The sequence below is a fragment of the Brachybacterium saurashtrense genome (assembly GCF_003355475.1).
Lineage (GTDB): Bacteria > Actinomycetota > Actinomycetes > Actinomycetales > Dermabacteraceae > Brachybacterium > Brachybacterium saurashtrense.
In genome coordinates this window covers 2,012,033-2,035,986 of the sequence record NZ_CP031356.1, presented here as the reverse complement: position 1 = coordinate 2,035,986, position 23,954 = coordinate 2,012,033, and the positions used below count along the sequence as shown (strand labels likewise).

The 23,954-nt window shown below is 74.2% G+C and carries 18 protein-coding genes, 1 pseudogene and 1 riboswitch; of the genes and pseudogenes, 11 read left to right on the top strand and 8 right to left on the bottom strand.

From position 1 onward, the window contains the following. Window positions 1-8: 8 nt before the first annotated feature. Window positions 9-518: a 50S ribosomal protein L17 gene (gene rplQ / locus DWV08_RS09250; protein ID WP_115413522.1), complete on the top strand. Its 510-nt coding sequence runs from the start codon at window positions 9-11 to the stop codon at window positions 516-518. A gap of 388 nt (window positions 519-906) precedes the next feature. Next, a complete protein-coding gene (locus tag DWV08_RS09245) occupies window positions 907-3,327 on the top strand; it encodes an S-layer homology domain-containing protein (RefSeq protein WP_127097455.1) in 2,421 nt (806 codons plus the stop codon). Between the two features lie 132 nt (window positions 3,328-3,459). On the opposite strand, the gene purL is transcribed toward DWV08_RS09245, so the two are convergent. The 3 genes from purL to DWV08_RS09230 form a co-directional block, all read right to left on the bottom strand. After that, on the bottom strand, window positions 3,460-5,787 hold the full coding sequence (gene purL / locus DWV08_RS09240; protein WP_115413520.1) for a phosphoribosylformylglycinamidine synthase subunit PurL: 2,328 nt from the start codon (window positions 5,785-5,787) through the stop codon (window positions 3,460-3,462). A gap of 176 nt (window positions 5,788-5,963) precedes the next feature. Beyond that, complete coding sequence (locus tag DWV08_RS09235; protein WP_115413519.1) at window positions 5,964-8,117, bottom strand: acyl-CoA dehydrogenase family protein; 2,154 nt, start codon at window positions 8,115-8,117, stop codon at window positions 5,964-5,966. Next, window positions 8,114-8,866: a TetR/AcrR family transcriptional regulator gene (locus tag DWV08_RS09230; RefSeq protein WP_115413518.1), complete on the bottom strand. Its 753-nt coding sequence runs from the start codon at window positions 8,864-8,866 to the stop codon at window positions 8,114-8,116. The genes DWV08_RS09235 and DWV08_RS09230 overlap by 4 nt, the downstream gene beginning before the upstream one ends. A gap of 133 nt (window positions 8,867-8,999) precedes the next feature. On the opposite strand from DWV08_RS09230, the gene DWV08_RS09225 reads away from it, so the two are divergent. The 4 genes and pseudogenes from DWV08_RS09225 to DWV08_RS17425 all read left to right on the top strand — a co-directional run. Next, entirely contained in the window at window positions 9,000-10,319 is a 1,320-nt protein-coding gene (locus DWV08_RS09225; RefSeq protein WP_115413517.1) for an acetyl-CoA C-acetyltransferase, read from the top strand. Between the two features lie 106 nt (window positions 10,320-10,425). Continuing rightward, on the top strand, window positions 10,426-11,766 hold the full coding sequence (locus DWV08_RS09220; protein WP_115413516.1) for a 3-oxoacyl-ACP reductase: 1,341 nt from the start codon (window positions 10,426-10,428) through the stop codon (window positions 11,764-11,766). 5 nt (window positions 11,767-11,771) lie between these two features. After that, window positions 11,772-12,866, top strand: coding sequence for a MaoC/PaaZ C-terminal domain-containing protein (locus DWV08_RS09215; protein WP_115413515.1), 1,095 nt, complete (start codon window positions 11,772-11,774; stop codon window positions 12,864-12,866). Window positions 12,867-13,929: 1,063 nt separating this feature from the next. Next, a pseudogene (locus DWV08_RS17425) lies at window positions 13,930-14,760 on the top strand (DUF222 domain-containing protein); the annotation flags it as partial. Window positions 14,761-15,339: 579 nt separating this feature from the next. On the opposite strand, the gene DWV08_RS09205 reads toward DWV08_RS17425, so the two are convergent. After that, on the bottom strand, window positions 15,340-16,299 hold the full coding sequence (locus tag DWV08_RS09205) for a nucleoside hydrolase (protein ID WP_115413514.1): 960 nt from the start codon (window positions 16,297-16,299) through the stop codon (window positions 15,340-15,342). A 217-nt stretch (window positions 16,300-16,516) separates the two neighbouring features. On the opposite strand from DWV08_RS09205, the gene DWV08_RS09200 reads away from it, so the two are divergent. Next, on the top strand, window positions 16,517-17,338 hold the full coding sequence (locus DWV08_RS09200) for a MerR family transcriptional regulator (RefSeq protein ID WP_241237203.1): 822 nt from the start codon (window positions 16,517-16,519) through the stop codon (window positions 17,336-17,338). Window positions 17,339-17,469: 131 nt separating this feature from the next. On the opposite strand, the gene DWV08_RS09195 is transcribed toward DWV08_RS09200, so the two are convergent. Next, a complete protein-coding gene (locus DWV08_RS09195; protein WP_115413512.1) occupies window positions 17,470-17,670 on the bottom strand; it encodes a hypothetical protein in 201 nt (66 codons plus the stop codon). 65 nt (window positions 17,671-17,735) lie between these two features. Between DWV08_RS09195 and DWV08_RS09190 the strand changes: the two genes are divergently transcribed. After that, entirely contained in the window at window positions 17,736-18,134 is a 399-nt protein-coding gene (locus DWV08_RS09190) for an MmcQ/YjbR family DNA-binding protein (protein ID WP_115413511.1), read from the top strand. Between the two features lie 83 nt (window positions 18,135-18,217). Here DWV08_RS09190 and DWV08_RS09185 read toward each other — a convergent pair whose 3' ends face one another. Beyond that, window positions 18,218-19,339 carry a serine hydrolase domain-containing protein gene (locus DWV08_RS09185; RefSeq protein ID WP_115413510.1) on the bottom strand — a complete coding sequence of 374 codons (1,122 nt, stop codon included), beginning with the start codon at window positions 19,337-19,339 and terminating at the stop codon, window positions 18,218-18,220. 60 nt (window positions 19,340-19,399) lie between these two features. Here DWV08_RS09185 and DWV08_RS09180 point away from each other — a divergent pair, with 60 nt between their 5' ends. Together DWV08_RS09180 and DWV08_RS09175 are read left to right on the top strand one after the other, a co-directional pair. Further along, window positions 19,400-20,443, top strand: coding sequence for a pirin family protein (locus DWV08_RS09180; RefSeq protein WP_115413509.1), 1,044 nt, complete (start codon window positions 19,400-19,402; stop codon window positions 20,441-20,443). A 123-nt stretch (window positions 20,444-20,566) separates the two neighbouring features. After that, complete coding sequence (locus DWV08_RS09175; protein ID WP_115413508.1) at window positions 20,567-21,739, top strand: class I SAM-dependent methyltransferase; 1,173 nt, start codon at window positions 20,567-20,569, stop codon at window positions 21,737-21,739. A gap of 185 nt (window positions 21,740-21,924) precedes the next feature. Here DWV08_RS09175 and purQ read toward each other — a convergent pair whose 3' ends face one another. Together purQ and purS are read right to left on the bottom strand one after the other, a co-directional pair. Continuing rightward, window positions 21,925-22,650: a phosphoribosylformylglycinamidine synthase subunit PurQ gene (gene purQ / locus DWV08_RS09170; protein WP_115413507.1), complete on the bottom strand. Its 726-nt coding sequence runs from the start codon at window positions 22,648-22,650 to the stop codon at window positions 21,925-21,927. Continuing rightward, window positions 22,650-22,922, bottom strand: a complete 273-nt coding sequence (gene purS, locus DWV08_RS09165; RefSeq protein WP_115413506.1) for a phosphoribosylformylglycinamidine synthase subunit PurS — start codon at window positions 22,920-22,922, stop codon at window positions 22,650-22,652. The genes purQ and purS overlap by 1 nt, the downstream gene beginning before the upstream one ends. Before the next feature lie 176 nt (window positions 22,923-23,098). On the opposite strand from purS, the gene DWV08_RS09160 reads away from it, so the two are divergent. Continuing rightward, window positions 23,099-23,833, top strand: coding sequence for an MBL fold metallo-hydrolase (locus DWV08_RS09160; protein WP_115413505.1), 735 nt, complete (start codon window positions 23,099-23,101; stop codon window positions 23,831-23,833). Then, window positions 23,833-23,941: riboswitch (TPP riboswitch) on the top strand. (Overlaps the previous gene by 1 nt.) Window positions 23,942-23,954 lie beyond the last annotated feature (13 nt).

The following is a 23,954-nucleotide window of genomic DNA, read 5'->3' as shown; positions in this document are numbered from 1 at the left end:
GAACGACCATGCCTGCACCCACCAAGGGCGCGCGCCTCGGCGGATCCCCCGCGCATGAGCGGATGATCCTCGCGAACCTCGCGACCGAGCTGTTCCGCCACAAGGCGATCACCACCACCGAGACCAAGGCCAAGCGCCTGCGCCCCCACGCGGAGCGTCTCATCACCCAGGCGAAGAAGGGCGACCTCGCCTCCCGCCGTCGCGTGATGGAGACCATCCGCGACCGCAGCGTCGTCCACGCGCTGTTCGAGGAGATCGCCCCGAGCTTCTCGGAGCGTCCGGGCGGCTACACCCGCATCACGAAGATCGGCCCCCGCAAGGGCGACAACGCCCCGATGGCCGTCATCGAGCTGGTCACCGAGGAGTACTCCCCGAAGCAGGCCGTGGTGAAGGAGGCCGAGGGCGCCGCGAAGAACGCCGCCCCGGCCGAGGACGCCGCCGCCGAGGAGACCACCTCCGAGGAGAGCACCGCGCCGCAGCGCGAGGAGGCCGCGACGGCCGCCGAGGACGACGCCTGAGCAGCGTCTGATCCTGCCTGACGACGAGGGCGGGCCGACGGGAGAGATCCCGACGGACCGCCCTCGTCGTCCCGTACGGGCCCGCCTCTCCCGACCGATCGGTCGGCCCCGTCGAGGGACGGTCGTGGCGCCGGCGACGCGCCGGCGACGCGCCGGGGCGCGGGGTGCGGTGCGGCGTGCGCCGTGGGAGTGACGGTGCCGGGCGGAGCCCTCGCCATCGCGGCGCGCCGCTATGTGCTGCGGTGTGCTCATGACCGCACCGGGGGAGAATCGTGACCGTTCGGTGGAGTACGGTGTGTGCGGTCGTCGTGCAGCGGGGTGGCTGTGCACGAGCCGCACTTCGCGCGCATGTCCGGCGGCCTGATCGTCTTCCCCCGGAGTGACCCCCATGTCTCAGCGTCCTTCCTCCTCGCCGACGCCCCCTGCTCGCCGCACCGCCCTCGTCCCTCCCGCCTCCGCGGCCTCGCCCCGCGCCGCGGCAGGCGGGACCGATGGGCCGGCCCGCGCCGCCGTGCGCCGCCGCTCGCTGATCGCCGGCTCGGCCCTCGCCGGCTCCGCGCTGCTGGCCACGGGCGTCGCCCGTGCCGACGGCGAGAAGGACTCCCGCGGCGCCGAGGAGGACCGGCCCCCGGCGGAGGGCGGCACCGGTCGGCGCGCCGCCGAGCCGCGCACCACCGCCGTCGCCCTGCGCGACGCCGAGCTCGTGGAGCGCGACGGGCACCCGGTGCGTCGCGTGGTGGGGCATCCCGCGGCGCTCGTGGGCATCACCTGGGACGAGGGCGATGTCGAGCCGGCGGTCTCCGTGCGCGGCCTCCAGGTGGACGGCGCCTGGAGCCCGTGGCACGAGCTCGAGGTCGCCGTCGACCTCGACACCGGGGTGCGCAGCAGCGGCACCGAGCCGGTGTTCTTCGCGGACGTCACCGAGGTGGAGGTGATCGGCGAGCTCGACGGCGCGGACGTCACCGAGGGGCTGTACGCCCACCTCATCGACTTCCCCGCCGATCCGAAGCAGGCGCCGATGGCGCTGGACGAGGGTGGGATCCCGGCCGACGAGGTCGCGCGCGAGCGCGCTGGCGAGGGCCGTGGCGCGGACGGCACGCCGGCGGACCCAGCGGACCCGACGGCGTCGCAGGAGAACCCGGAGCGGGTCGCCGAGGAGTCCGCGGCCCCCGAGCCGCAGGAGGGCGGGGAGCAGAGCTCGGACCCTGGGCCCTCCGACGGCGGCGGTGCCACGGGCCCGTCGGACGGCGGCGGCACCACCGGACCCTCGGACGGCGGCGGCGTGGGCGGCACGGGCACCCGGGGCACGGCGGTGCCGGCCCTGGGACCGGTGCCGCCGACGGCGCTGGTGCCGCGTGACCTCGGGATCCCCGGCGCGCCGACCCTCATCACCCGCGCGCAGTGGGGCGCGGACGAGGGCGCCGTGCGCTCCACGTCCTCCGCGACCGCCCTGCAGTCCGTGGTGCTCCACCACACCGCGGGGACGAACAACTACTCGCCGTCCCAGGCCGCGCAGCAGATCCGCGGCATCTTCGACTACCACGTGCGGGTGCTGGGCTGGGCGGACATCGGCTACAACGTCCTCGTGGACCGCTACGGGCAGATCTACGAGGGGCGGCACGGCGGTCTCACCCGCAACATCAACGGAGCCCACGCGCTGGGCTTCAACACCGGCAGCTTCGGCATCTCCGTGATGGGCGACCACTCCTCGCTGCAGGCCAGCGCCGAGGCGCGGGAGGCCGTGATGCAGGTGGCGGCCTGGAAGCTGCTGTCCACCTTCCTCGCCGACGTCCACGAGACCTCCTCCTGGACGGTCGGTGTGAACGGCACCCGCTGGGATCGCGGCACCCGCGTGACGCTGCCGAGGTTCTTCGGCCACCGCGACGTGAACTGGACCTCCTGCCCCGGGGATGCGCTCTACAGCGCGATGGACGACCTGCGCTGGGGGATCCAGACCCGGATCGACTCCGGATGGCGGTACCACCTGCGCGCCTTCGTGGATCACGGCGGTGCCTCCACGCTGGGCAGCGTGCTGATGTCCGCGCAGAAGGAGGGCGATCACACCATCACCCGCCTCTCCGACGGTCTCATCGTCTCCGGCCCGGGGCTCCCGGCCCGGGCGGCGACCACCACGGACTCGATCCGCCGCAGCTGGCGGCCTCACTGGGGCCGGCCGCTGGAGGACGTGGTGCACGCCGACGACCGCTACACCCAGCGCTTCGAGGCCGGGATGGCGGTGCGGGAGAACTACCGCAACCGCTTCGTCACGCCGTACTTCGTGGACGTCCCCCTCACCCACCGGTACTTCCTGGAGATCCACGACCTGCACGAGCAGGGGATCATCCCCGGCTGGCCGGGCAGGGAGTTCCGGGTCAAGGACGACACCACGCGCAACCAGGCGATCACCTTCCTGTACCGGCTCCTGGGCTCGCCGCGCTTCACGCCGCCCACCCGCTCCCCGTTCACGGACATCACGCCGCGCCATGCCCAGTACCGCGAGGTGACCTGGGCGCACGCGCAGGGCATCCTCGAGCCCTACAGCGACGGCACGTTCCGTCCCTCACGGGCGGTGCGGCGCGATGAGCTCTCCCGCTTCCTCTACCGCGGCGCCGGCAGCCCGCGGTGGTCTCCGCAGCGGGCCTACGAGTTCGCGGACGTCTCCAGCAGCTCGGCGTATGCGACCGAGATCGCCTGGATGGCGGACACGGAGATCTCCGCAGGCTGGGGCCGCTGGTTCAAGCCGGGCGACCCGGTGAACCATGAGCGTCTGGCCGCGCTGCTGACCCGCTTCCAGGGCGTGATCGGCTGAACCGCGCCGTCCCGGAGACCTCGGCGAGGTGACCGGGGCTCCGGGCGCCGCCGGAGACGACGAACGGGGGCGTCCAGGCCATCGGCCCGCACGCCCCCGTCGTCGTGTCAGCGCGGCTGCTGCCGCACCGGCTCAGCCGAAGTACCGCGGCAGGGTGCCCTCCCGCAGCTCCCGCAGCTCGGAGACGGCGAACTCGCCCACGCCCGCGAGCGTGAGCGCCTCCCCGCCGGTGGTGCCCAGGCGCAGCACGGGCACGCCGTGCTCGGCGGCGAGGGCGGTCAGCGCCTCCTCCTGCGCGGCGGGCACGGCGACCAGCGCACGCGCCTGCGACTCGGAGAACAGCGCGGAGGCGAGGTCCACGCCGTCGCGCTCGCGCAGCGCGGCGAGGTCCACGTGCGCACCGACCCCGAAGCGCGTGGTCGACTCCACCAGCGCCTGGGCGAGGCCGCCCTCGGAGAGGTCGTGGGCGGCGCTCGCGAGGCCCTGCTGCGAGGAGGCGATCAGCACGGTCGCGAGGGCGCGCTCCTTCTCGAGGTCCACGCGCGGGGGCAGCCCGCCGAGGTGCTGGTGGATCACGTCGGCCCAGGCGGAGCCGGAGAGCTCCTCGGCGGTCGCGCCCAGCAGCAGCACCGCCTGGCCCTCGTCCTGCCAGCCGGAGGGGACGCGGCGCGAGACGTCCTCGAACACGCCCAGCACGCCCACCACGGGGGTGGGGTGGATCGCGGAGTCGATCCGGCCCGGCTCGCCGGTGGAGTTGTACAGGGAGACGTTGCCGCCGGTGACGGGCACCTCGAGGGTCTCGCAGGCCTCGGCGAGCCCGCCGATCGCCTCGACCAGCTGCCACATCGGGCCCGGGTCCTCCGGGGAGCCGAAGTTCAGGCAGTCCGTGATCGCCAGGGGCGTGGCCCCGGCGGTGGCGACGTTGCGATACGCCTCCGCGAGCGCGAGCTGCGCGCCGGTGCGGGGGTCGAGCTTCGTGTACAGGCCGTTCGCGTCGGTGGCGAGGGCGATGCCGCGCCCGGTGGCCTCGTCGATGCGCAGCACGCCGGCGTCGTCCGGCATCGCCAGCGCCGTGTTGCCGCCCACGTAGCGGTCGTACTGGTCGGTGATCCAGCCCTTCGAGGCGAGGGTGGGGGAGGCGATGAGGGTGCGGAGCTGGGCGGCGATCTCCTCGGCGCCGGCGGGCCGGGGGAGCGCCTCGGCGGCGTCGGCCTGGAGGGCGTCCTGCCAGTCCGGCCGCGCGTAGGGGCGGTCGTAGACGGGGGAGTCCACCGCCACGGTCGCGGGATCCACGTCCACGATCCGCACGCCGTGGTGATCGATGGTGAGGCGGCCGTCGCCGGTCACCTCGCCGATCACCGCGGCCTCGACGTCCCACTTGGCGGCGATGGCCTGGAACTCGGCGAGCTTCTCCGGGCTCACCACCGCCATCATGCGCTCCTGCGACTCGCTCATGAGGATCTCGCCGGCGTTGAGGCTGGGGTCCCGCAGCAGCACCTCCTCGAGGTGGATGTGCATGCCGGAGCCGCCGTTGGCGGCCAGCTCGCTGGTGGCGCAGGAGATCCCCGCGGCACCGAGATCCTGGATGCCCTCGACGGTGCCCGCCGCGAACAGCTCGAGGCAGCACTCGATGAGCACCTTCTCCATGAAGGGGTCGCCCACCTGCACGCTGGGCCGCTTGACGGGGCCGTCCTCCTCGAAGGTCTCCGAGGCGAGGATCGAGGCGCCGCCGATGCCGTCCCCGCCGGTGCGGGCGCCGAACAGCACCACCTTGTTGCCGGCGCCGGTGGCGGAGGCGAGGTGGATGTCCTCGTGCCGCATCACGCCCAGCGCCAGGGCGTTCACCAGCGGATTGGACTGGTAGGCGGCGTCGAACACCGTCTCGCCGCCCAGGTTCGGCAGGCCCAGGGAGTTGCCGTAGCCGCCCACGCCGGAGACCACGCCGTGCACCACGCGGGCGGTGTCGGGGTGGTCGATCGCGCCGAAGCGCAGCTGGTCCATCACCGCGACAGGACGGGCGCCCATCGAGATGATGTCGCGCACGATGCCGCCCACCCCCGTGGCCGCTCCCTGGTAGGGCTCGACGTAGGAGGGGTGGTTGTGGGACTCGACCTTGAAGGTCACCGCCCAGCCGTCGCCGATGTCCACCACGCCCGCGTTCTCGCCCATCCCGACCAGGAGCTTCTCGCGCATCGCGTCGGTGGTGTGCTTCCCGAAGGTGCGCAGGTGCTTCTTGGAGGACTTGTACGAGCAGTGCTCGGACCACATCACCGAGTACATGGCGAGCTCCGCGTTGGTGGGCCGGCGGCCCAGCAGCTCGCGGATGGAGGCGTACTCGTCCTCCTTGAGCCCGAGCTCCGCGAAGGGCTGGGCCTGCTCGGGGGTGGCGGCGGCGTGCTCGACGGTGTCGACGTCCGCCGACCGGCCGCGGGGGGAGGAGGAGACGTTCTCAGCGGTCATCGCTCGGTGGGGTCCGTTCATCACGAGGGCTGGGCATCCGCCGGCGACGGGACGTCGGGCGGCCCCCACAGTCTACGAGGGCACGGCCGACGGGTGCAGTCCGAGCCCCGTGGCGAGACCCGGACCGCACCCGTCGGCCGTGCGCATCGGCCGCGCGCCGGCCGCGCACCGCCGGGTCAGCGACGCGCGCGGGCCGCCTTCTTCGCGCGGTCCCGCAGCGCCTTCTCGCTCACCGGCGCGTCATTGCGGGCCCGCTGGGCGCGGAAGTACGCGGCGGCCTCGTCCTGCCGCTGCTGCTCGCCGCCCAGCGCGATCGGGGCGCGCACGTGGCCGGGCCGGATGTCGAAGGCCGCGACCAGGTCCAGCACGTGCGGCCGCAGGCGCCACAGCAGACGGCGCAGGTCGCCCTCGATCTGGCGGCCGCGCTGGGTGGAGATCATCCCGCTGAGCAGGAACCAGGCGAGGTCGTCGTTGATCGCGGTGAGCCCGAACAGGTCCCGCACGTCGGTGAGCACCGCCTTCGAACCCTCCTCCTCGAGCGTCTCGATCCCGGCGGTGAAGGCCCGCCAGCGCACCAGGTCGGCGTGCGCGCGGGCCGCGTCGAGCATCTCCACCTGGTGCTTGTTGACCTCGGCGGCGGCGTCGGCCGGGCTCATGCGGGCCGCGCCGCGCAGCGCGAGCGCCACCTCCTCCACCTTGATGCGCGCGCGGTCGGCGAGCATCTCCTCCTGGAACTCGGCCTGGCGCATCGAGTCGAAGGCGCGCCGGGCGTTGCCGCGGTCGGCGACGCTCTGGCCCAGCCGCGCCCACGGGGTGTGGCGCTTGGCGAGCACCTCGGCGCGCTGGGCGATGAAGCGGCCGATCCCGGCGCGGTCCACGTTCTTCAGCTCGGAGGTGTAGTCGGAGAGCAGGCGCTTGGCCACCAGCTGCAGCAGGATCGTGTTGTCGCCCTCGAAGGTGGCGTACACGTCGAGGTCCTGGTGCAGGCCCACCAGCTGGTTCTCGGCCATGAAGCCGGAGCCGCCGCACGCCTCGCGGCACTCCTGGATGGTGTCCAGGGCGAGCCGGGTGGAGGTGGGCTTGAGGGTGGCGGCGAGGGTCTCGAGGTCCTCGCGCGCCTCCGGGGTGTCCTCCCGGCCGGAGAACACGTCGTCGAACGCCTGCAGCAGCTGCTCGTGGGCGAAGGCCCCGGCATAGGTGGCGGCGAGCTTGGGCAGCAGGCGGTGCAGGTGCGCCTGGTAGTCCATCAGCACCGTCTCCCGGGTGGGATCGGCGGCGGTGAACTGGCGGCGCTGGGTGGCGTAGGTGATCGCGATGTGCAACGCGAGCTGGCTGGCGCGGATCGCGGAGCCGTCCAGGGAGACCCGCCCCTGCACCAGGGTGCCGATCATGGTGAAGAAGCGACGCCCGGGGGACTCGATGGGGGAGGAGTAGGTGCCGTCCGGCGCCACGTCCCCGTAGCGGTTCAGCAGATTCCGGCGCGGCACGCGCACGTGGTCGAAGGCGAGGCGGCCGTTGTCGATGCCGTTCAGGCCGCCCTTCTCGCCGTCGTCCTCGCTCGCCACGCCCGGCAGCAGATTCCCCTCCGCATCGCGCACGGGCACGTAGAAGCAGTGCACGCCGTGGTCCACGCCGTTCGTGATCAGGCGCGCGAACACGGTCGCGGCACGGGCGTGGATCGCGGCGTTGCCCAGGTAGTCCTTCCAGGCGGCGCGGAACGGGGTGTGGATCACCCACTCGCCGTCCTTCCCGCCCTCGGGATCGAAGGTGGCGGTGGTGGCGAGGGACTGCACGTCGGAGCCGTGGCCGATCTCGGTCATCGCGAAGGCGCCGGGGGTCTCGAGGCTCATGGCGCTCGGCACCCAGGCCTTCTGCTGCTCCTCGTCGCCCAGCTGCACGATCGCGGAGGTGAACAGTCCCCACTGCACGCCGGCCTTGATCTGCAGGGACGGATCGGCGACTACGAGCTCCTCGAAGCCCGCGACGTTCGCGCCGTTGTCATTGGGGCCCCCGAGGTGCTCGGGCAGCATCGGCAGGGAGACCTGCTCCTCGGCGAGGGTCTGCAGCTGGCCGAAGACCCGCTCGCGGTGCTCGGCGACGCTGGCGTCGAGCGGGCGGTGCATCTCCGGCCGTGCGGCGCGTTCACGGGCGTCGCGGCGGGTCTCGGCCCAGCGGCCCAGCAGCGCCTCGGAGACGAGCTCGACGTCGAGGCGGGGCGCACCGCCGGGCGGGACCGGGATCGGCCCGGTCGGGGTGGGGGAGGCGGCCTCGTCGGCGCTCGCGGCGGAGCGCGGGGCGGTGGGGGTGTGGGTGCGGGAATCGGTGGTCATGCGTGCAGTCCCTTCATGAGCCAGGTGACCAGATGGGTGACCAGCTGATCGGCGGTGAGCGGTGCGGGAGCGGCCTCGGTGCCGGTCCCGGGGAGGGGAACGTCGGAATCGGTCGGGTCGGGCGTGGTCGCGTCGGGCGCGGTCGCGTCGGGCGCGGACAGGTCGGGCGAGGGAGCTGCGGGGCCGGACCCGTCGGCCGCCGCGCGCGCGGCGGCGTCCTGCGCGGTCATCCAGGTGTCCACCGCCCGCTCCACGAAGCCGACGGCGCCGTGCGCCCACACCTGCGGCGCGGGGACCTCCTCGGGCAGGAACGTCGCGACCAGTCGCGACACCGCGGCGAGGAAGTGGTTCAGCCCGTCGCTGGGCCGGGTCACGAAGCGGTACACGCCGGGGGAGCGCTGCGCGGTCTCCACGTAGGCGCGGATCATCGCGTGGATGCGCTCGTCGGCGCCCGCCTCGCGGCCCAGGCGGGCCTCGAGGGTACACATCTCCTCCAGCAGCTTGCCGTGCATCGTGGAAAGGATGCTGCGGCCCAGCGCGCGCTGGAGGTGCGCCTTGTCCTCGAAGTAGCGGTAGACGATGGACTTCGAGGTGCCGGAGGCGGCGGCGATGTCCTCCATCGTCACGTCCGGCCCCTGCTCATGGATGAGGTGCCGGGCCACGTCCAGCAGCTCGGCGCGTCTCTCGGCCCGGTGGCGGGCCCAGCGGGCCGAGCGGCCGTCCACGGGGGCTTGCGTCGTCGCGTTCACAGAACCTAGGGTATCAAGTACCCGCGGTTCTATGTAAAGTGCTCCTGGCGCCGGATCCGGCGAGATCCTCCCGGCGGCGCCGCCGAACCGCCCCACCGCGACTGCACGCATCGACCACGAAGAGGTGCCCGACGTGACCCACCCCGACGCCCCGCGCGACGCCCTGATCCTGGGCGGCAACCGCCTCCCCTTCGCCCGCTCGGGCGGCCCCTACGCGGGCATCTCCAACCAGGACCTCCTCACCGCGGCGCTCGAGGGCCTGGTGGCCCGGTACGGCCTGCAGGGCGAGAAGCTGGGCGAGGTCGCCGGCGGCGCCGTGCTGAAGCTCGCCGGGGACCTCAACCTCACTCGCGAGAGCGCGCTGGGCACCCCGCTGGATCCCCGCACTCCCGCGGTGGACATGTCCAAGGCCTGCGCCACCAGCCTCGAGACCGTCCTGCACGTCTCCAACCGGATCCGCCTGGGACAGATCGACTCCGGCATCGCCTGCGGCGTGGACTCCGCCTCCGACTCCCCGATCGAGGTCACCCCGCGGCTGCGCCGCATCCTGCACCGCGCCTTCGCCGCGAAGACCCCGATGCAGCGCGTCAAGGCCCTCTCCGCGCTGCGTCCGGCGGACCTCGCCCCGGTCCCGCCCCGCAACGGCGAGCCCCGCACGGGCCTGTCCATGGGCGAGCACCAGGCGCTGACCACCGCCCAGTGGGGCATCTCCCGCCAGGCCCAGGACGAGCTCGCACTCGCCTCCCACCAGAAGCTCGGCGCCGCGTACGACGCCGGATTCCTCGACGACCTCGTCACCGGATACCGCGGCCTGGCCCGCGACCAGAACCTGCGCCCCGACTCCACCCTCGAGAAGCTCGCGTCGCTCAAGCCCGTGTTCGGCGTGAAGTCCCCGGAGGTCGCCGAGCCGTCCATGACCGCCGGCAACTCCACCCCGCTCTCCGACGGCGCCTCCTCGGTGCTGATGGGCAGCGCGGACTGGGCCGCGGAGCACGGGCTCACCCCGCTGGCCCGCGTGGTCGACGCCCGCAGCGCCGCCGTCGACTTCGCGCACGGGGACGAGGGCCTGCTGATGGCCCCGGCCTACGCGGTCCCCGAGCTGCTGGACGCCAACGGCCTCACCCTGCAGGACCTCGATCTCTACGAGATCCACGAGGCCTTCGCCTCCACCGTGCTCACCACGCTGAAGGCCTGGGAGGACGAGGAGTTCTGCCGCACCCGGCTGGGTCGCGACGGCGCCCTGGGCGCCATCGACCGCGAGAAGCTCAACGTCACCGGCTCCTCGCTCGCCGCCGGCCACCCCTTCGCCGCGACCGGCGGGCGGATCGTCGCCACCCTTGCCAAGCTCCTGCACCAGCGGGCGCAGGAGACGGGCCAGGTGCAGCGCGGCCTGATCTCGGTGTGCGCCGCCGCCGGGCAGGGCACCGTGATGCTGCTCGAGTCCGTGGCGTGAGCGCCGTCGGCGCAGTTCCCGCCCGCCCCGGCGGCGCAGTTCCCGCCCGCCCCGCCCGCGCACCCCGTCCGGTCGCCCCGCGGCCGCATCGACCCTGGAGGTCCCGATGACCGATGCCTACACCCGCTTCGTCCGCTCCGCCCCCGGCGGCGCCCTCGCCAGGCAGCTGGGGCTGCCCCGTCCCGCCCGCCTGCGCCGCCGGGAGGGCCGCCCCGAGCCGGTGCTCGGCCCCGTCGTGGTGCTCGGCGACTCCGCCGGCGCCGACGCGATCGCGCACCTGCTCCTCGAGGAGGGGACGGACGTGCGCCGCCGCTTCGAGGAGCTGCGCAGCGTGGGCTCGGTGATCCTGGTGATGGACGAGCTCGCCGCCCCGTCGGAGCTCGGCCCGCTGGTGCTGCCCCTGGCCGGCGCGATGCGCAGCCTCGCCCCCGGGGCGCGCGTGGTGACGATCTCCCGCCCGGCCGGGGCGGAGGAGCCCGCCCGGGACGCGGCCCGCGGCGGCGTGGAGGGCTTCCTGCGCTCCCTCGCCCACGAGATGCGCGGCGGCGCGACCGCCAACGGCGTGCTCGTCGAGGACGGCGTGGCGCTCGACGCCCCCGGCGTGCTGGGGGCCCTGCGGTTCTTCCTCTCCGCCCGCAGCGCCTTCGTCACCGGCCAGTTCCTCACCGTCTCCTCCGCCGCCGGCGGCGAGACCGAGAATCGCTCCCTGCCGCTGGCCGGGCGCACCGCGCTGGTGACCGGGGCGGCGCGCGGTATCGGCGCGGCGATCGCCCGCACCCTCGCGGCCGACGGGGCGCGGGTGGTGGTGCTCGACGTGCCGGGCGCCGGCACGGAGCTGTCGCGCCTCGCGAACGAGCTGCGCGCGGTGCCGATCCAGCTCGACGTCATCTCCGACGGGGCCGGGGAGCGGCTGGTGGCCTTCCTGCGCGAACGGGGCCTCACCCTCGACGCGGTGGTGCTGAACGCGGGGATCACCCGCGACAAGCTGCTGGCCAACATGACCCCCGAGCGCTGGGACCCCGTGCTCGCGGTGAACATCTCCAGCCAGATCGCGCTCACCGAGGCGCTCCTCGAGGCCGGGGACGTGCTGGGCGAGGCGCCGCGCGTGGTCTCCCTGGCCTCCACCAGCGGCATCGCCGGCAACCGCGGCCAGACCAACTACGCCGCGTCCAAGGCCGGGGTGATGGCATTCGTGGACGCGCTGGCCGCGCGCCTCGAGGCCGTCGGCGGCACCGCCAACGCCGTCGCCCCGGGATTCATCGAGACCGAGATGACCGCGAAGATCCCCGCCGTGACCCGCGAGATCGCCCGGCGCATGAACTCCCTGCAGCAGGGCGGCCTGCCGGTGGACGTCGCCGAAGCGATCGCCTTCCTGTGCTCCGCCGAGGCCGGCGGCATCCGCGGCGAGACGCTGCGGGTGTGCGGCCAGAACCTGGTGGGTCGGTGAGCGCCATGACCACGCACACCACACGGGACCCGCAGGGCGACGGGGCGGAGGAGACGGTCAAGGACCTCTCTGACGTCCCCTCCTTCCCCGCGATCTACGCCGCCGCGCTCGACCCCCGCTCGGCGCTCGGCGGCCGGCGCGGCTCCCGCGGCGGCGCGACGGGAGGCACCGGCGGTGCTGCCCGCGGCACTGCCCGTGGGACCTCGCGCACGGACCGGCGCGGCCCGGTGCTGCCCCGGATCGCCTACCGGGTGCGCGGCGTGCGGATCGACGCCGAGCGCGCCCGCGACTTCGACCACCTGATGGGCGGGCCCGCCACCGATCTGGTGCACCCGGGGGTGCTCCACGTGCTCGCTTTCCCGGTCTCGCTCGCGCTGATGGCCCGGCGCGACTTTCCCTTCCCGCTGCTGGGCCTGGTGCACCTGCGCAACCAGGTGCTGCAGCACCGGCCGGTGCGGGTGGGCGAGCTGGTGGACGTCGAGTGCCGGGTGCGGGACCTGCGACCGCATCGCAAGGGGCGCACCTTCGAGGCGGTCTCCACCATCCTCGGCGAGGACGGCGAGATCATCGCCACCGACGTCTCCACCTACCTGGTGCGCGGCGGGGCGGAGCCCTCCGCCGGCGAGGCCTCGGGAACGGCGCCGACGGCGTCCGGCGGCTCCCGCGCCCGCGCGGACTTCGTGCCCCCGCGGCCGACGGGGCGGTGGCACCTCGGGGCGGACACCGGCCGCCGGTACGCGGCGGTCTCCGGGGACGTCAACCCGATCCACCTCTCCGCCGTCTCCGCGAAGGCGTTCGGCTTCCCGCGAGCCATCGCGCACGGGATGTACACCGCCTCGCGCGCCTTCACCGAGTCGCGCGTGGACCTCTCGCGCCCGCTGCGCTGGGACGTCACCTTCGACGCCCCGGTGACTCTGCCCGGCAGCGTCCTCGTCGCCTATGCGGACGAGCCCGGTGTGCGGAGCTCGTCGGGCGCAGAGCGCGGTCGCGGCGCAGAGCGTGGCCGGAGCGCCGTGCACTGCGTGGGGTGGCGTGCCGCCCGCGGCGAGAAGCCCGCGCGGCGCTGCTTCGAGGTGCAGGTGACGATGCTCGACGGCTGAGAGTCACCGCGGGCTCCGCACCTCGCGACCGGCGGCACGCCTCCCGGAGGGGAGGGGTGCCGCCGGTTCGTCGTCCGGGTGATCGTCTGTCGAGAGGGAGAGCGACGAATAATCCATCGTGACCCTGTGGGAGTGGGTCGACCACCGATCTCGGCGTATTCGGCACGATGTGCGCGCGGCGGGAGTATCCCTCCCCCGATGATAGTCATCCACATTTCTGAACCCTCTCCGAAGCGAGATCCTCCGGCATCTGTGTGCCCTCCCGAATCCTGGTCGGCCGCGCCGGCGCGGCCATATGGAGTCCTGGCGCATGCGGGGGAGTGGCCTCCCGGATGCTGGCCGTGCGCGGCGGACTGGTCGTCCGGGGATGGTCATGCGCGGCGGACCCACCCTCCTGAGAGTGGCCATCCGCAGCGCCCGGCGCTCCCCATTGAATGGTCATCCACAATGGCTGATCCTCCCCAATGCACCGTTATCCACAATGATCGACCCTCCCCGATGCGCTGTTATCCACAATGACTGGTTCTCCCCACTGTCCCGGTTTTTACAATCGTGAATTACTGGGGAGTAGTTCTGTGTTTTGCCTTCCCTTTATCGGTGCGGCATGAGAAGATCGAGATATGAATTTCGAGTCGTGCGAGGAGCGCCCCGAGCGCCCGGAGGCCGGTGACGGGCGTCGGGCGCCCGGCACCGCGCGCACGAACGCCGGGGCCGCTGGCGGGGAGCCTGCGGCGGGCGCTCTGGTCGTCGGCCCGGAGGGCGTCTCCGTGGGCGGCGTGGACATCGCGCCGACGCGCGCCGCTCTCGCACAGCTGGGCGCCCACGGGGCGTCGTCGTCCCTGGAGGAGCTCTCCCCGCAGCAGGCGATCGCACTGCTGGACGAGCTGGAGAAGGTGACCGGCGCCGTGGCGGCGGTGCAGGCCCCCGTGCACTCGTGCATCTCGAGGCCGCGGTGCAGGCGGACAGCCTCGCCCGGGGCGAGACGCGTCGGCAGGCCCGGGCGGTGGCGCGGGCCGAGGCCTCCGCGGTGCTGAGGCGCTCCACCTCCGCCGCCGGGCAGACGATGTCCTCCAGCCGCCGCCTGGTCGCCTCGATGCCCGGGATGCTCACGGCCCTCGCGCAGGGGAGGATGGTCCCGGCCTCGAGCCACACCGTGGGGCGGGTGATGGCGCCCGCCACGCCGGAGCAGCGCCGCCAGGTGGACGCCGTGCTCACCGCCCACCTCGCCCATCTCGAGGCCTGCGGGCCCCAGCAGTGGGGCGACGAAGCCGAGCGGGTGCTGCACGCGCTGGATCCCGAGGGCGCCGCCGCACGCCATCAGAAGGCCCGCCGCGAGCGCTCGGTGACGGTGCGCCGGGGCCGGTACGGCATGGCCACGCTCACCGCCCATGTGAGCGGGATCGACGGCGCACGGATCCGCAAGGGCCTCTCGGTCGCCGCGGAGAAGGCGCGAGCGGGCGGGGACCGGCGCGGTCATCAGCAGATCATGGCGGACCTGTTCGCCGACGCCCTGATCGGGCGCGGGAACGGCGTGGACCCGTCCACCCTCGACATCGGCGTGCTCATCACCGACCGGTCGCTGCTGGCACCACGCCACGCGGACTCCGCCACCGTCGAGGGATTCGGCGGCGTGCCCTACGACCACGTGCGCGAGGAGATGCTGCGCGCACTCGACGGCGCGGGCGACGACGAGCTCGCCCTCACCCTGAGGCGGCTCTACGTGGACATGGAGGACGGCCAGCTCACCGCCGTGGAGTCCCGTGCCCGGGAGTTCCCGGCAGGGATGGCACGCCAGCTCCGCCTCGCCCACCAGACCTGCCGGGCCCCGCACTGCGAGGCGAGCATCAGACAGATCGACCACATCGTGCCCTGGTCCGAGGGCGGGAGGACAACGCTCGAGAACGGCAACGGGCTGTGCGCCGCCGACAACCAGAAGGAGCTCGCCGGCGAGAGCGCACGCGTGCTCACCGACGAGGACGGCGTGCGACGCACCGTGGAATGGCGCTCCCGCTACGGACAGGTTCGACGGCGCGGCGGCGTGAACTTCGATCCGCTCGGCACGGCGGCCCGCCGCGCCGCACGCCGCGCCGCACGCCGGGCGGCGCAGGAGCCCGAACCGGCAGTGGCCGCACGGGACGAGGGGCCGGCAGCGGATCCGACACCTGCCCCCGCACCAGAACTGGTGCCCACTCCCGAACCCCCGCCCGGCCACACCCTCGTCGACGCTCTCCGGCATGCCCTCGCGCAGGTCGATTCGGCCGCGCAGGACCTCCCCGACGACCGCCCCGCCGCACCGCATGTCAGCCCCGCCGCATCGGATGTCGGCCCCGCCGCGCCGGGCGACAGCACGGCCGCGGCCCGACGTGGAGGGCCGACGTCGTCGCGCGGTGCGTCCTTCCCGCACCCCGACGGCGGCCGCCGCGCAGCGCACGGGGCTGAGGCGACGGCGAGACGTGCCGCCGGCGGCGCCGAGTCAGTCCAGGCCGGCCTCGAAGGTCGCCAGCAGATGCTCGACGAACTCCTCGGCCGCCACCTCGGTGAGCAGATCGACGTTCGGCTCCCGGCCCCAGCGACCCAGCTCGTCGCCCACGGTCTGCCCCCGGGTGAGGGTGCCCGCCAGCTCGACGTCCACGGCCAACGGGCGGGTGCCGGCGAAGTCCCCGGTGACCGCGTGCGCGGTGACCAGCGGGTCGTGCACGTGCGCCGTCCAGCCGAAACCGTCGGCCTCATGGAACTCGAAGTAGAAGCGCACCGCGTCCGCGAGGATCCGCGCGACCGGGTGCACGGACCGCCTGGCCAGGTGTTCGAGCCGGTCCAGCTCCGGGGCCCGGAACACGATCGCCTCCGTGGCCTGCAGCGCGCCCAGCACCGGACGTCGCGGCGCCGCCGAGAACGAGGCCAGCACCTGCTGCGCCGCCTCGGGATCCACCGCGATGTTCCACTCGCTCGTCGGCCCCGTGTTGCCGCGGTGGTGGATCGCCCCGCCCATCACGTGCAGGCGGCGCAGCAGCCGCGGCAGCTCCGGCTCGATCTCCAGCGCCAGCGCGAGATTCGTGTGCGGGCCCAGCACCAGGCCCACCAGCTCGCCGGGCCGCTCCCGCGCCAGGTCCACCCACAGCTGCGCCCCCGAGCGCGGATCCTCGTCGCGAGCGGGCGCCGGCACCTGCGCATGGCCCAGACCGTGAGGGCCGTGGGTGTCGTCGGCGAATATCGGCGGCTCCACCAGCGGGCGATCCGCCCCCAGCGCCACCGGCGCGTCCAGGCCGAGCATGCCCGTGAGCGCGAGGTTATTTCGGTGCACGGTCGCGGCGGGGACGTTCCCGCCGCTGGAGACGAGGCCCACCACGTCCACGTCCTGGCGACAGGCGAGATAGGCGAGGGCGAGAGCGTCGTCGATGCCGGTGTCGCAGTCGACCAGGAGAGGGAATGCCATGGGCTCAGCCTACGGACGTCCGGATGCGCGCGGTCCAGGTGCGCGCAGTCCGGGTGCGCGTCGTCCGGGTGCGGGCGGTCCGGGGAGGGCGGAGGATGGGCTTGACCCTCACGCGACGTGAGGCCGGAAGGTGGTCCACATGACCGAGACAGCACCAGACACAGCACCCCGGACAGCACCGGGGACAGCGCCCCCGACAGCACCTGAGGAGCTCACCGTGGGGCGCGTCGCCGAACTGGTCGGCGTCAGCGTGCGCACCCTGCACCACTGGGACGCGATCGGCCTGGTGCGCCCCGGCGGCCGCACCTGGTCCGGCTACCGGCTGTACGACGCGCAGGACGTGGCCCGGATCCACCGGGTCCTGGTCTATCGAGAGCTCGGTCTGGCGCTCGCGGAGATCGGGCGGATCCTCGACGATCCCTCGGTCGACCCCCGCGAGCACCTGCGCCGCCAGCGGACCCTCCTCACCGAGAGGATCCGCCGACTGGAGAGGACGGCACGCGCCGTCGACGAGATGATCGAGAGGACCACCATGGACACGACACCACCCACCACCCAGGGCCCCACGGACAGCACCGACACCCCGGGCATCGGGATCAGCGTGGAGGAGCAGGCTCGCATCTTCGGCACCGACTGGGACCCCGCCTGGCAGGACGAGGCCCGCGAGCGCTGGGGCGACAGCGAGGTCTGGGCGCAGTCCGCCGCCCGGGCGCGAGGCCGGGACGCCGCCGGGTGGCAGGCCCTGAAGGACGAGGTCGACGACGTCGAGACCGCGCTCGCCGCGGCGCTGGCCGGCGGCGTCGTCCCCGGCAGCGAGGAGGCGAACGTGCTGGCGGAGCGCCATCGCGCCACGATCGCGAGGCACTACGACTGCACGCACGCGATGCAGGTGGTCCTCGCACGGATGTACACCGAGGATCCGCGCTTCGCCGCCCACTACGACCAGCGGGCCGAGGGTCTCGGAGCCTGGCTGCGCACCGTCATCGAGGAGAACGCCCGTACCCACGGTGTGGACCCGGACACCGCGACCTGGCAGTGACGATCCCGCCGTGCCGAACCCGCCGAGCCGGCCCGGCGGCGATTGCGCGGCAGTGACGGCTCGGCGGTGGCGGCGCGTCAGTGTCGGCAGGGCAGTGACGGCCCGGCAGCGACGGAGCGCTGCCGCGGCCGTCAGCCGAACGGCGGGAAGAGGAAGAAGGCGAGGGCGGCGATGAGGACCGCGCCGAGCATCATCGACCCGGCGAGCATCACCCGGGGGCGGCCCTGAGCGGACCTCGCACCCGCCGCGAGGCCCTGGCGGAGGAACCAGAGCCCGATGCCGGCGTCGACCAGGGCCACGAGGAGCAGGAGCACGAAGGGCAGAGAATCCATCCCTCCATCGCATCATGTCGCGGCGGGGCGTGGTCCTCGCGCAGGAATCGGGGGAGGATCGCCCCATGCCGCATCCGCAGATGTTCGACGACGACGATCCGGTGCTCGAGCGGGTCCGCACGATCGCGCTCGCACTGCCGGGGGCGGAGGAGAAGGTCAGTCATGGCCGGCCCGCCTTCCACACCGTGAAGGTGCCCTGCTACTACGGCGGAGCGCGCAAGGTCGACGGCGCCTGGGAGCAGCATCCGCGGTCGGTGCTGGTGCACCTGCCCGCTGCGGAGCGGGCCGCGCTCGCCGAGGACGCGCGCAGCTTCGTGCCCGCGTATCTCGGTCCGTCGGGGTGGCTGGGGATCGACCTCGACGACCGCACCGACGACGCCGAGCTCGCGGAGCTGGTCGAGGAGTCGTACCGCACCGTCGCGCCGGCGCGTCTGATCGCCGAGCTCGAGGCGCGCGGGGACTGAGAGCGGCGGTGGGCCCGCCGCGGAGCGAGCCACCCCGCCGTGCGCTCTCAGCCCGCCGTCCGCTCTCCGCCTGGCGTCTGCTCTCAGCGCGTCGGCGCCGGCAGGTCCTGGAACGCCTCGAGCAGCGGCATCAGGTGCTCACCGATCTCCACCTGCGTGAGCAGCAGCCCGATCGTCCCGTCACCGTCCACGAAGAAATCCGTGCCGAATCCTCCCGACCAGCCCCAGCGGCCGCGATGCGCACCCCCGGTCACCACGCTGGTGCCGAACCCCCAGCCCGTGCCGTCCCAGAACCCGGGGTAGAAGGAATCCGGCCGCTTGACCTCGGCGGGCACCTGATCGGCGGTGAGCAGCGCGAGGTGCGCGGCCTCGAGCAGCTCCCCGTCCCGCAGCGCGCGCAGGAAGCGCAGGTAGTCCGCGGCGGTGGAGACCAGCTCGCCGTGGGAGACGTCCTGAGCGGGCTCGCCCACGTGCGGACCGCCCGCCGCGGGCTCGGCCTCCACGAGCTCGCCGTCCTCCACCGAGAACGCGGGCGGCAGTCGGTGCCGCTGCCCTGCGGGCACGAATGTCCCGGTGTCCACCATCCCCAGGGGGTCCAGGAGATCGGCGCGCAGGTGCGCATCGAGCGGCCCGCCGGTCACGCGGGAGAGCAGGATCCCCAGCACGCCGAAGGAGTGGTGATACCGCCACACCGTCCCGGGCTCGCCCGCCAGCGGCAGCGCACCGAGAGCGGCGAGCCACTCGTCGGCCCCGAGGCTCCACGGCGCCGGGCCGCCCTCGAGCCCGGCCGCCGCCATCGCCTCGCGCAGCGGCCCGTCGGCGGTCGCGATCCCCAGCCCGGAGGTGCAGGTCAGCAGGTGGCGCAGTGTGATCGGGGTGCGGCACGGGACGGCGGCCTCGAGCGGGGCGTCGGGACGGGGGAGCGCGTACGGTGCGGCGAGCTCGGGCAGCCAGCGCCCGACGGGGGCGTCCAGCGCGAGCGCGCCCCGCTCCACCAGGCGCAGCGCCGCCACCGCCGTGAGCACCTTGGTCATCGACTGGATGCGCACGATCGCGTCGACCGGGAACGGCGCCCCGCCCGGAGCGGCGGCACCGCGGGCCACGGGCTCGGGATCCCGCCCGTGCGCGACGATCCCGCCGGGCACTGTCCCGGCGACGATCGCGGAGTCGAGCAGGCGGACGGCGGGCGGAGCGGGCCTCGGCATGTGCCCAGAGTATGTGCACCGCGTCTGTGCACGGCGCAGGGCCGAGCCTAGACTCGGACCATGACCACCTTCGAGGACTTCGTGCCGCTGGCGCCGCGCGAGGTCCCCCTGGGCGGTCCGCGCGGCATGACCGTGCACCGCACGCTGCCCGCCCGGCGCACCTCCCTGATCGGCGCCTGGTGCTTCGTGGACCACTTCGGTCCCGACGACGTCTCCGCGACCGACGGGATGCGCGTGGCCCGCCACCCCCACACCGGCCTCGCGACCGTGTCGTGGCTGTTCGAGGGCGCGATCACGCATCGCGACTCGCTGGGCAGCCACGCCCTGGTGCGGCCCGGCGACGTGGACCTCATGGTCGCCGGCGCCGGCATCACCCACTCCGAGTTCTCCACGCTCGACACCACGGTGCTCCACGGCGTCCAGCTCTGGTACGCCCTCCCGGACCGTGCCCGGTTCCGCGACCGGGAGTTCAGCGTCCACACCCCGGCCGAGGTCGCCACCGGCACCGCCCGTGCCCGCGTGGGCCTGGGCACGCTGCACGCCGTGGACGGGGAGGGTGATCTGCTCGAGGACCACAGCCCCGTGGTCACCGATACCGCGCTCGGCATGGCCCAGCTCGAGGTGCGCGCCGGGAGCACGCTGCGGCTCCACCTGGATCCCGGGCACGAGCACGGCCTGCTCGTGGACCGCGGAACGGCCGGGCTCCGGGCGGGGGAGCGGGCGTGCGAGGTTTCTCCGCGCGAGCTGGTGGTGCTGCCCGACGGGGCGGACCACCTCGAGATCACGGTGACCGACGAGGAGGACCTGCGGGCCGTGCTGCTCGGCGGGGAGCCCCTGGGCGAGGACATCGTGATGTGGTGGAACTTCGTGGGCCGCACCCACGAGGAGATCGCCGCCTTCCGCGCCCGCTACCAGGCCGAGATCGGCGCCGAGCCGGCTCTGGCGCAGGCCCCGATCGCGGAGGTCGTCCGGGAGCGCGGGGGACTGGCGGAGGACGCCGAGCAGTTCGGCCCCTTCGCCCCGCACACCCCCGCGGCGTTGCCGGCCCCGGCCTTGCCGCACGGACGCCTGCGCCCCCGCGGCCGGCGCGGACTGCCCGCCTGAGCGGACGCCCCGAGGCCCACCGGCGGCGGCCCACGCCTGCTCCGCCCGCCGTCTCTCCTGTCCCTCCGCACCCCACCCGTCCCGACCCGTCCCGACCCGTCCCGACCCCGACAGAAGGTTCCTGTGAGCATCGCCGATCCCTCGCCCGTCCCCGGCATTCCCGCCCTCGACCAGACCGAGCGGGTGATCCTGCGCGCCGCCGAGGAGGAGGGCGGGACCGGCTGCCCCTGCGACCTGCTCGTCGTCGGCGACACCACCGGCGCGCTCACCGCCGCCGCGCTTGAGCTCGTCGCCGAGCATCCCGAGGCGCGGGTGCTCTCCTGGAGCACCTCGCGCGCGGAGACGGCTGCGCTCGCCGCGCAGCTGCCCGAGGCGCTCGCCGACGGGCGACTCGTGCTCCCCACGGGCACCGAGCCCGCCCCGCTCGAGGAGTTCGCCGCAGGGGCCGAGGCGCACCTGGTCCTCGCCCGACTGCCGAAGTCCCTCGCCGCGCTCGAGGACCTCGCCCGGCGCCTCGCCGCTCTCGCCGCGCGCAGCGGGCGGTCGGATCTCACGCTCATCGCCGGCGGCCGGGTGAAGCACATGACCCGCTCGCAGAACGACGTCCTCGCCACCGCCTTCGCCGAGGTGCACGGATCGCGCGGGCTCGGCAAGTCCCGCGCACTGCTCGCCTCGGAGCCGCGGCCGGACGTCGAACCCGCCGCGCCGGCCGCGGACGAGGTGCACGTCGCCGTGCACGGCGAGGAGCGCTCCCTCGCGCTGCGCGGGGTCGGCGGTGTGTTCGGCGGGGCCCGGGCCGACGCCGGCTCGCTCCTGCTGCTCGGCGCACTCGACGAGGCGCTGGTGGCCGGGGAGATCCCCGCGGAGCGGGCCGTGGACCTCGGCTGCGGCAACGGGCTGCTCACCGCGTACCTCGCCGCCGCGTTCCCGGAGGCCCATGTGAGGGGCAGCGACGACGACGCCGAGGCGGTCGTCTCGACCCGTGCGACCCTCGCCGCTTCCGGGCTGGACCGCGACGGGGTGGAGGTGAGCTGGGAGGAGTCGCTCGCACAGCACGCCGACGGCAGCGCCGACCTGGTGCTGCTGAACCCGCCCTTCCACGACGGCACCGCCGTGGACGCGACGCTCGTGCAGGGCCTGCTCGACGCCGCCGCCCGGGTGCTGCGCCCCGGAGGACAGCTGTGGTTCGTGCACAACTCCCACCTGCGCTACCGGCCCGAGCTGGAGTCCCGCGTCGGCGCAGTGCGCCAGCGCGCCCGCGACCGCCGCTTCACGGTGCTCAGCGCCACCCGCTGACCCCCGCCCGCCCACGGCGCAGCGCCGTACGACGCTGCCACCGCCGCCCGCACGGCTGCCTGCGACGCAACAGCCCGCTCACGAACCAGGTCCTCGTCGGAGGTGGTTCGTGAGCGGGCTGTTCAGTGCGCGGTAGGCCGTGCGCGGCACGCGTGCGCGAGGGGCAGCGCCCGGCGCCCGGCCGCTCAGGCCACCAGGCTGCGCAGCACCGAGGTGAACATGCCCAGGCCGTCGGTGCCGGTGCGGGTGCCCGCGCCCGGCTCGTCCGGGCCGAAGCCGGCCTCGACCGCGTGCTCCGGGTGCGGCATCAGGCCCACCACGTTCCCGGCGGCGTTGGTGATGCCGGCGATGTCGTGGCGGGAGCCGTTGGGGTTCTGCTCGAAGCCGGCCGGGCCGTGCGTGGCCCCGGCGGCGTAGCGGAACACCACGCGGCCCTCCTCCTCGAGCTGGGCGAGGGTGCGCTCGTCGGCCACGTACTGGCCGTCCTGGTTCTTCAGCGGGATCCGGATCACCTGGTCGGCCTGGTAGTCGGCGGTCCAGGCGGTGCGCACGTTCTCCACCCGCAGCGGCTGGTCGCGGCAGATGAACGCGCGGTGCGCGTTCTTGATCATCGCGCCGGGCAGCAGGTGCGTCTCGCACAGCACCTGGAAGCCGTTGCAGATGCCCAGCACCGGCATGCCGCCCTGCGCGGCGTCGACCACCTTCTCCATGACCGGCGCGAAGCGGCTGATCGCCCCGGCCCGCAGGTAGTCGCCGTAGGAGAAGCCGCCGGGCAGCACCACCGCGTCGACGCCGTGCAGATCGTCGTCGCCGTGCCACAGCGCCACCGGCTCGGCGCCGCCGAGCCGCACCGCGCGCAGCGCGTCCCGGTCGTCGAGCGTGCCCGGGAAGGTCACCACACCGATCCGCATCAGGCCTGCGCCTTCCCCTCGGCCGCGTCCTCGACGTCGATCGCGACGACGTCCTCGATCACCGGGTTGGACAGCAGGGTCTCCGCCGCCTCGCGGAGGGAGGCGAGCACCGTCTCGGTGACCTCGCCCTCGACCTCGAGCTCGAACCGCTTGCCCTGGCGCACCGAGGCGATGCCCTCGAAGCCGAGGCGGGGGAGCGCGGCGGCGACGGCCTTGCCCTGCGGGTCGAGGATCTCCGGCTTGGGCATGACGTGGACCACGACTCGTGGCATGGGGGCTCTCCTGGGGACGGGGGACGCGGGATGCGGTCCTGACGGGTGAGGACGACGCCCCCATGCTACCGAGCCGCGGCCGTGCGGCGCGGCCGCGCCCACCGCGGGCCTGGGCACCGGGCCGCCCACGGCGATAGGTTCGGAGGGACACCGTCGCGCACTCCCGGGAGGTCCCGATGAAGATCCGCCACCTCGTCCACTCCTGCCTGCTGGTGGAGACCGCCGGCAGGCGCCTGCTCATCGACCCGGGAAGCTTCAGCGGCGAGGCCGTGCGCGCCCTCGGCGGGGACGTGCTCGCCGGGATCGACGCCGTGCTGGTCACCCACCAGCACCCCGATCACCTCGACCGCGGCCTGCTCGACGAGGTGCGCGCACACGCCCCGGAGGCCGCGGTGATCGCCGAGCCGGAGACCGCCGCGCTGCTGGCCGAGGCCGCCGACGGCGCCGCCGCGATCCCCTCCGCGCACCTGATGCCGCTCGCCGCCGGGGACGTGCACGAGCTGCCCGCCGCCGCGGACGCACCGCCGGTGCGGATCGAGGCGGTCGGCGGCCGGCACGCGATCATCCACCCGGACATCCCCCGCGTGGGCAACTGCGGCCTGGTGCTCGCCGCCGGCGACGGGCCCCGACTGGGCATCACCGGGGACTCCCTCGAACCGGTCCCCGCCTTCCACGGCATCGACGCGCTCGCGGTCGCGGTCACCGCCCCCTGGTCGAAGATGGCCGAGACCATCGACTTCCTCCGCGCCGTCGGCCCGCGCCTCGCACTGCCGGTGCACGACGCGATCGTCAGCGACGCCGGCCGCCCGATCTACCTGCGGCAGTCGACGAACCTCGCCCCCGAGGGCACCGAGGTGCGGGACTGGCCCGAGGGCGGCGTCGTCGAGATCCCCGCCGACGGACTAGGCTGAGCGGCGTGCACGGGAGTCCGGTGAGCCGGGCTGAGAGGGAGTTCTCCAACTCCGACCGTAGAACCTGACCCGGATCATGCCGGCGCAGGAAGCTCCGCCAGGCGACCGTCGTCTCGCGTCC

Coding starts and splice junctions, on each gene's coding strand:
- rplQ (WP_115413522.1), top strand. CDS start 9: ATGCCTGCACCCACCAAGGGCGCGCGCCTCGGCGGATCCCCCGCGCAT.
- DWV08_RS09245 (WP_127097455.1), top strand. CDS start 907: ATGTCTCAGCGTCCTTCCTCCTCGCCGACGCCCCCTGCTCGCCGCACC.
- purL (WP_115413520.1), bottom strand. CDS start 5,787: ATGACCGCTGAGAACGTCTCCTCCTCCCCCCGCGGCCGGTCGGCGGAC.
- DWV08_RS09235 (WP_115413519.1), bottom strand. CDS start 8,117: ATGACCACCGATTCCCGCACCCACACCCCCACCGCCCCGCGCTCCGCC.
- DWV08_RS09220 (WP_115413516.1), top strand. CDS start 10,426: ATGACCGATGCCTACACCCGCTTCGTCCGCTCCGCCCCCGGCGGCGCC.
- DWV08_RS09215 (WP_115413515.1), top strand. CDS start 11,772: ATGACCACGCACACCACACGGGACCCGCAGGGCGACGGGGCGGAGGAG.
- DWV08_RS09205 (WP_115413514.1), bottom strand. CDS start 16,299: ATGGCATTCCCTCTCCTGGTCGACTGCGACACCGGCATCGACGACGCT.
- DWV08_RS09195 (WP_115413512.1), bottom strand. CDS start 17,670: ATGGATTCTCTGCCCTTCGTGCTCCTGCTCCTCGTGGCCCTGGTCGAC.
- DWV08_RS09190 (WP_115413511.1), top strand. CDS start 17,736: ATGCCGCATCCGCAGATGTTCGACGACGACGATCCGGTGCTCGAGCGG.
- DWV08_RS09185 (WP_115413510.1), bottom strand. CDS start 19,339: ATGCCGAGGCCCGCTCCGCCCGCCGTCCGCCTGCTCGACTCCGCGATC.
- DWV08_RS09180 (WP_115413509.1), top strand. CDS start 19,400: ATGACCACCTTCGAGGACTTCGTGCCGCTGGCGCCGCGCGAGGTCCCC.
- purQ (WP_115413507.1), bottom strand. CDS start 22,650: ATGCGGATCGGTGTGGTGACCTTCCCGGGCACGCTCGACGACCGGGAC.
- purS (WP_115413506.1), bottom strand. CDS start 22,922: ATGCCACGAGTCGTGGTCCACGTCATGCCCAAGCCGGAGATCCTCGAC.
- DWV08_RS09160 (WP_115413505.1), top strand. CDS start 23,099: ATGAAGATCCGCCACCTCGTCCACTCCTGCCTGCTGGTGGAGACCGCC.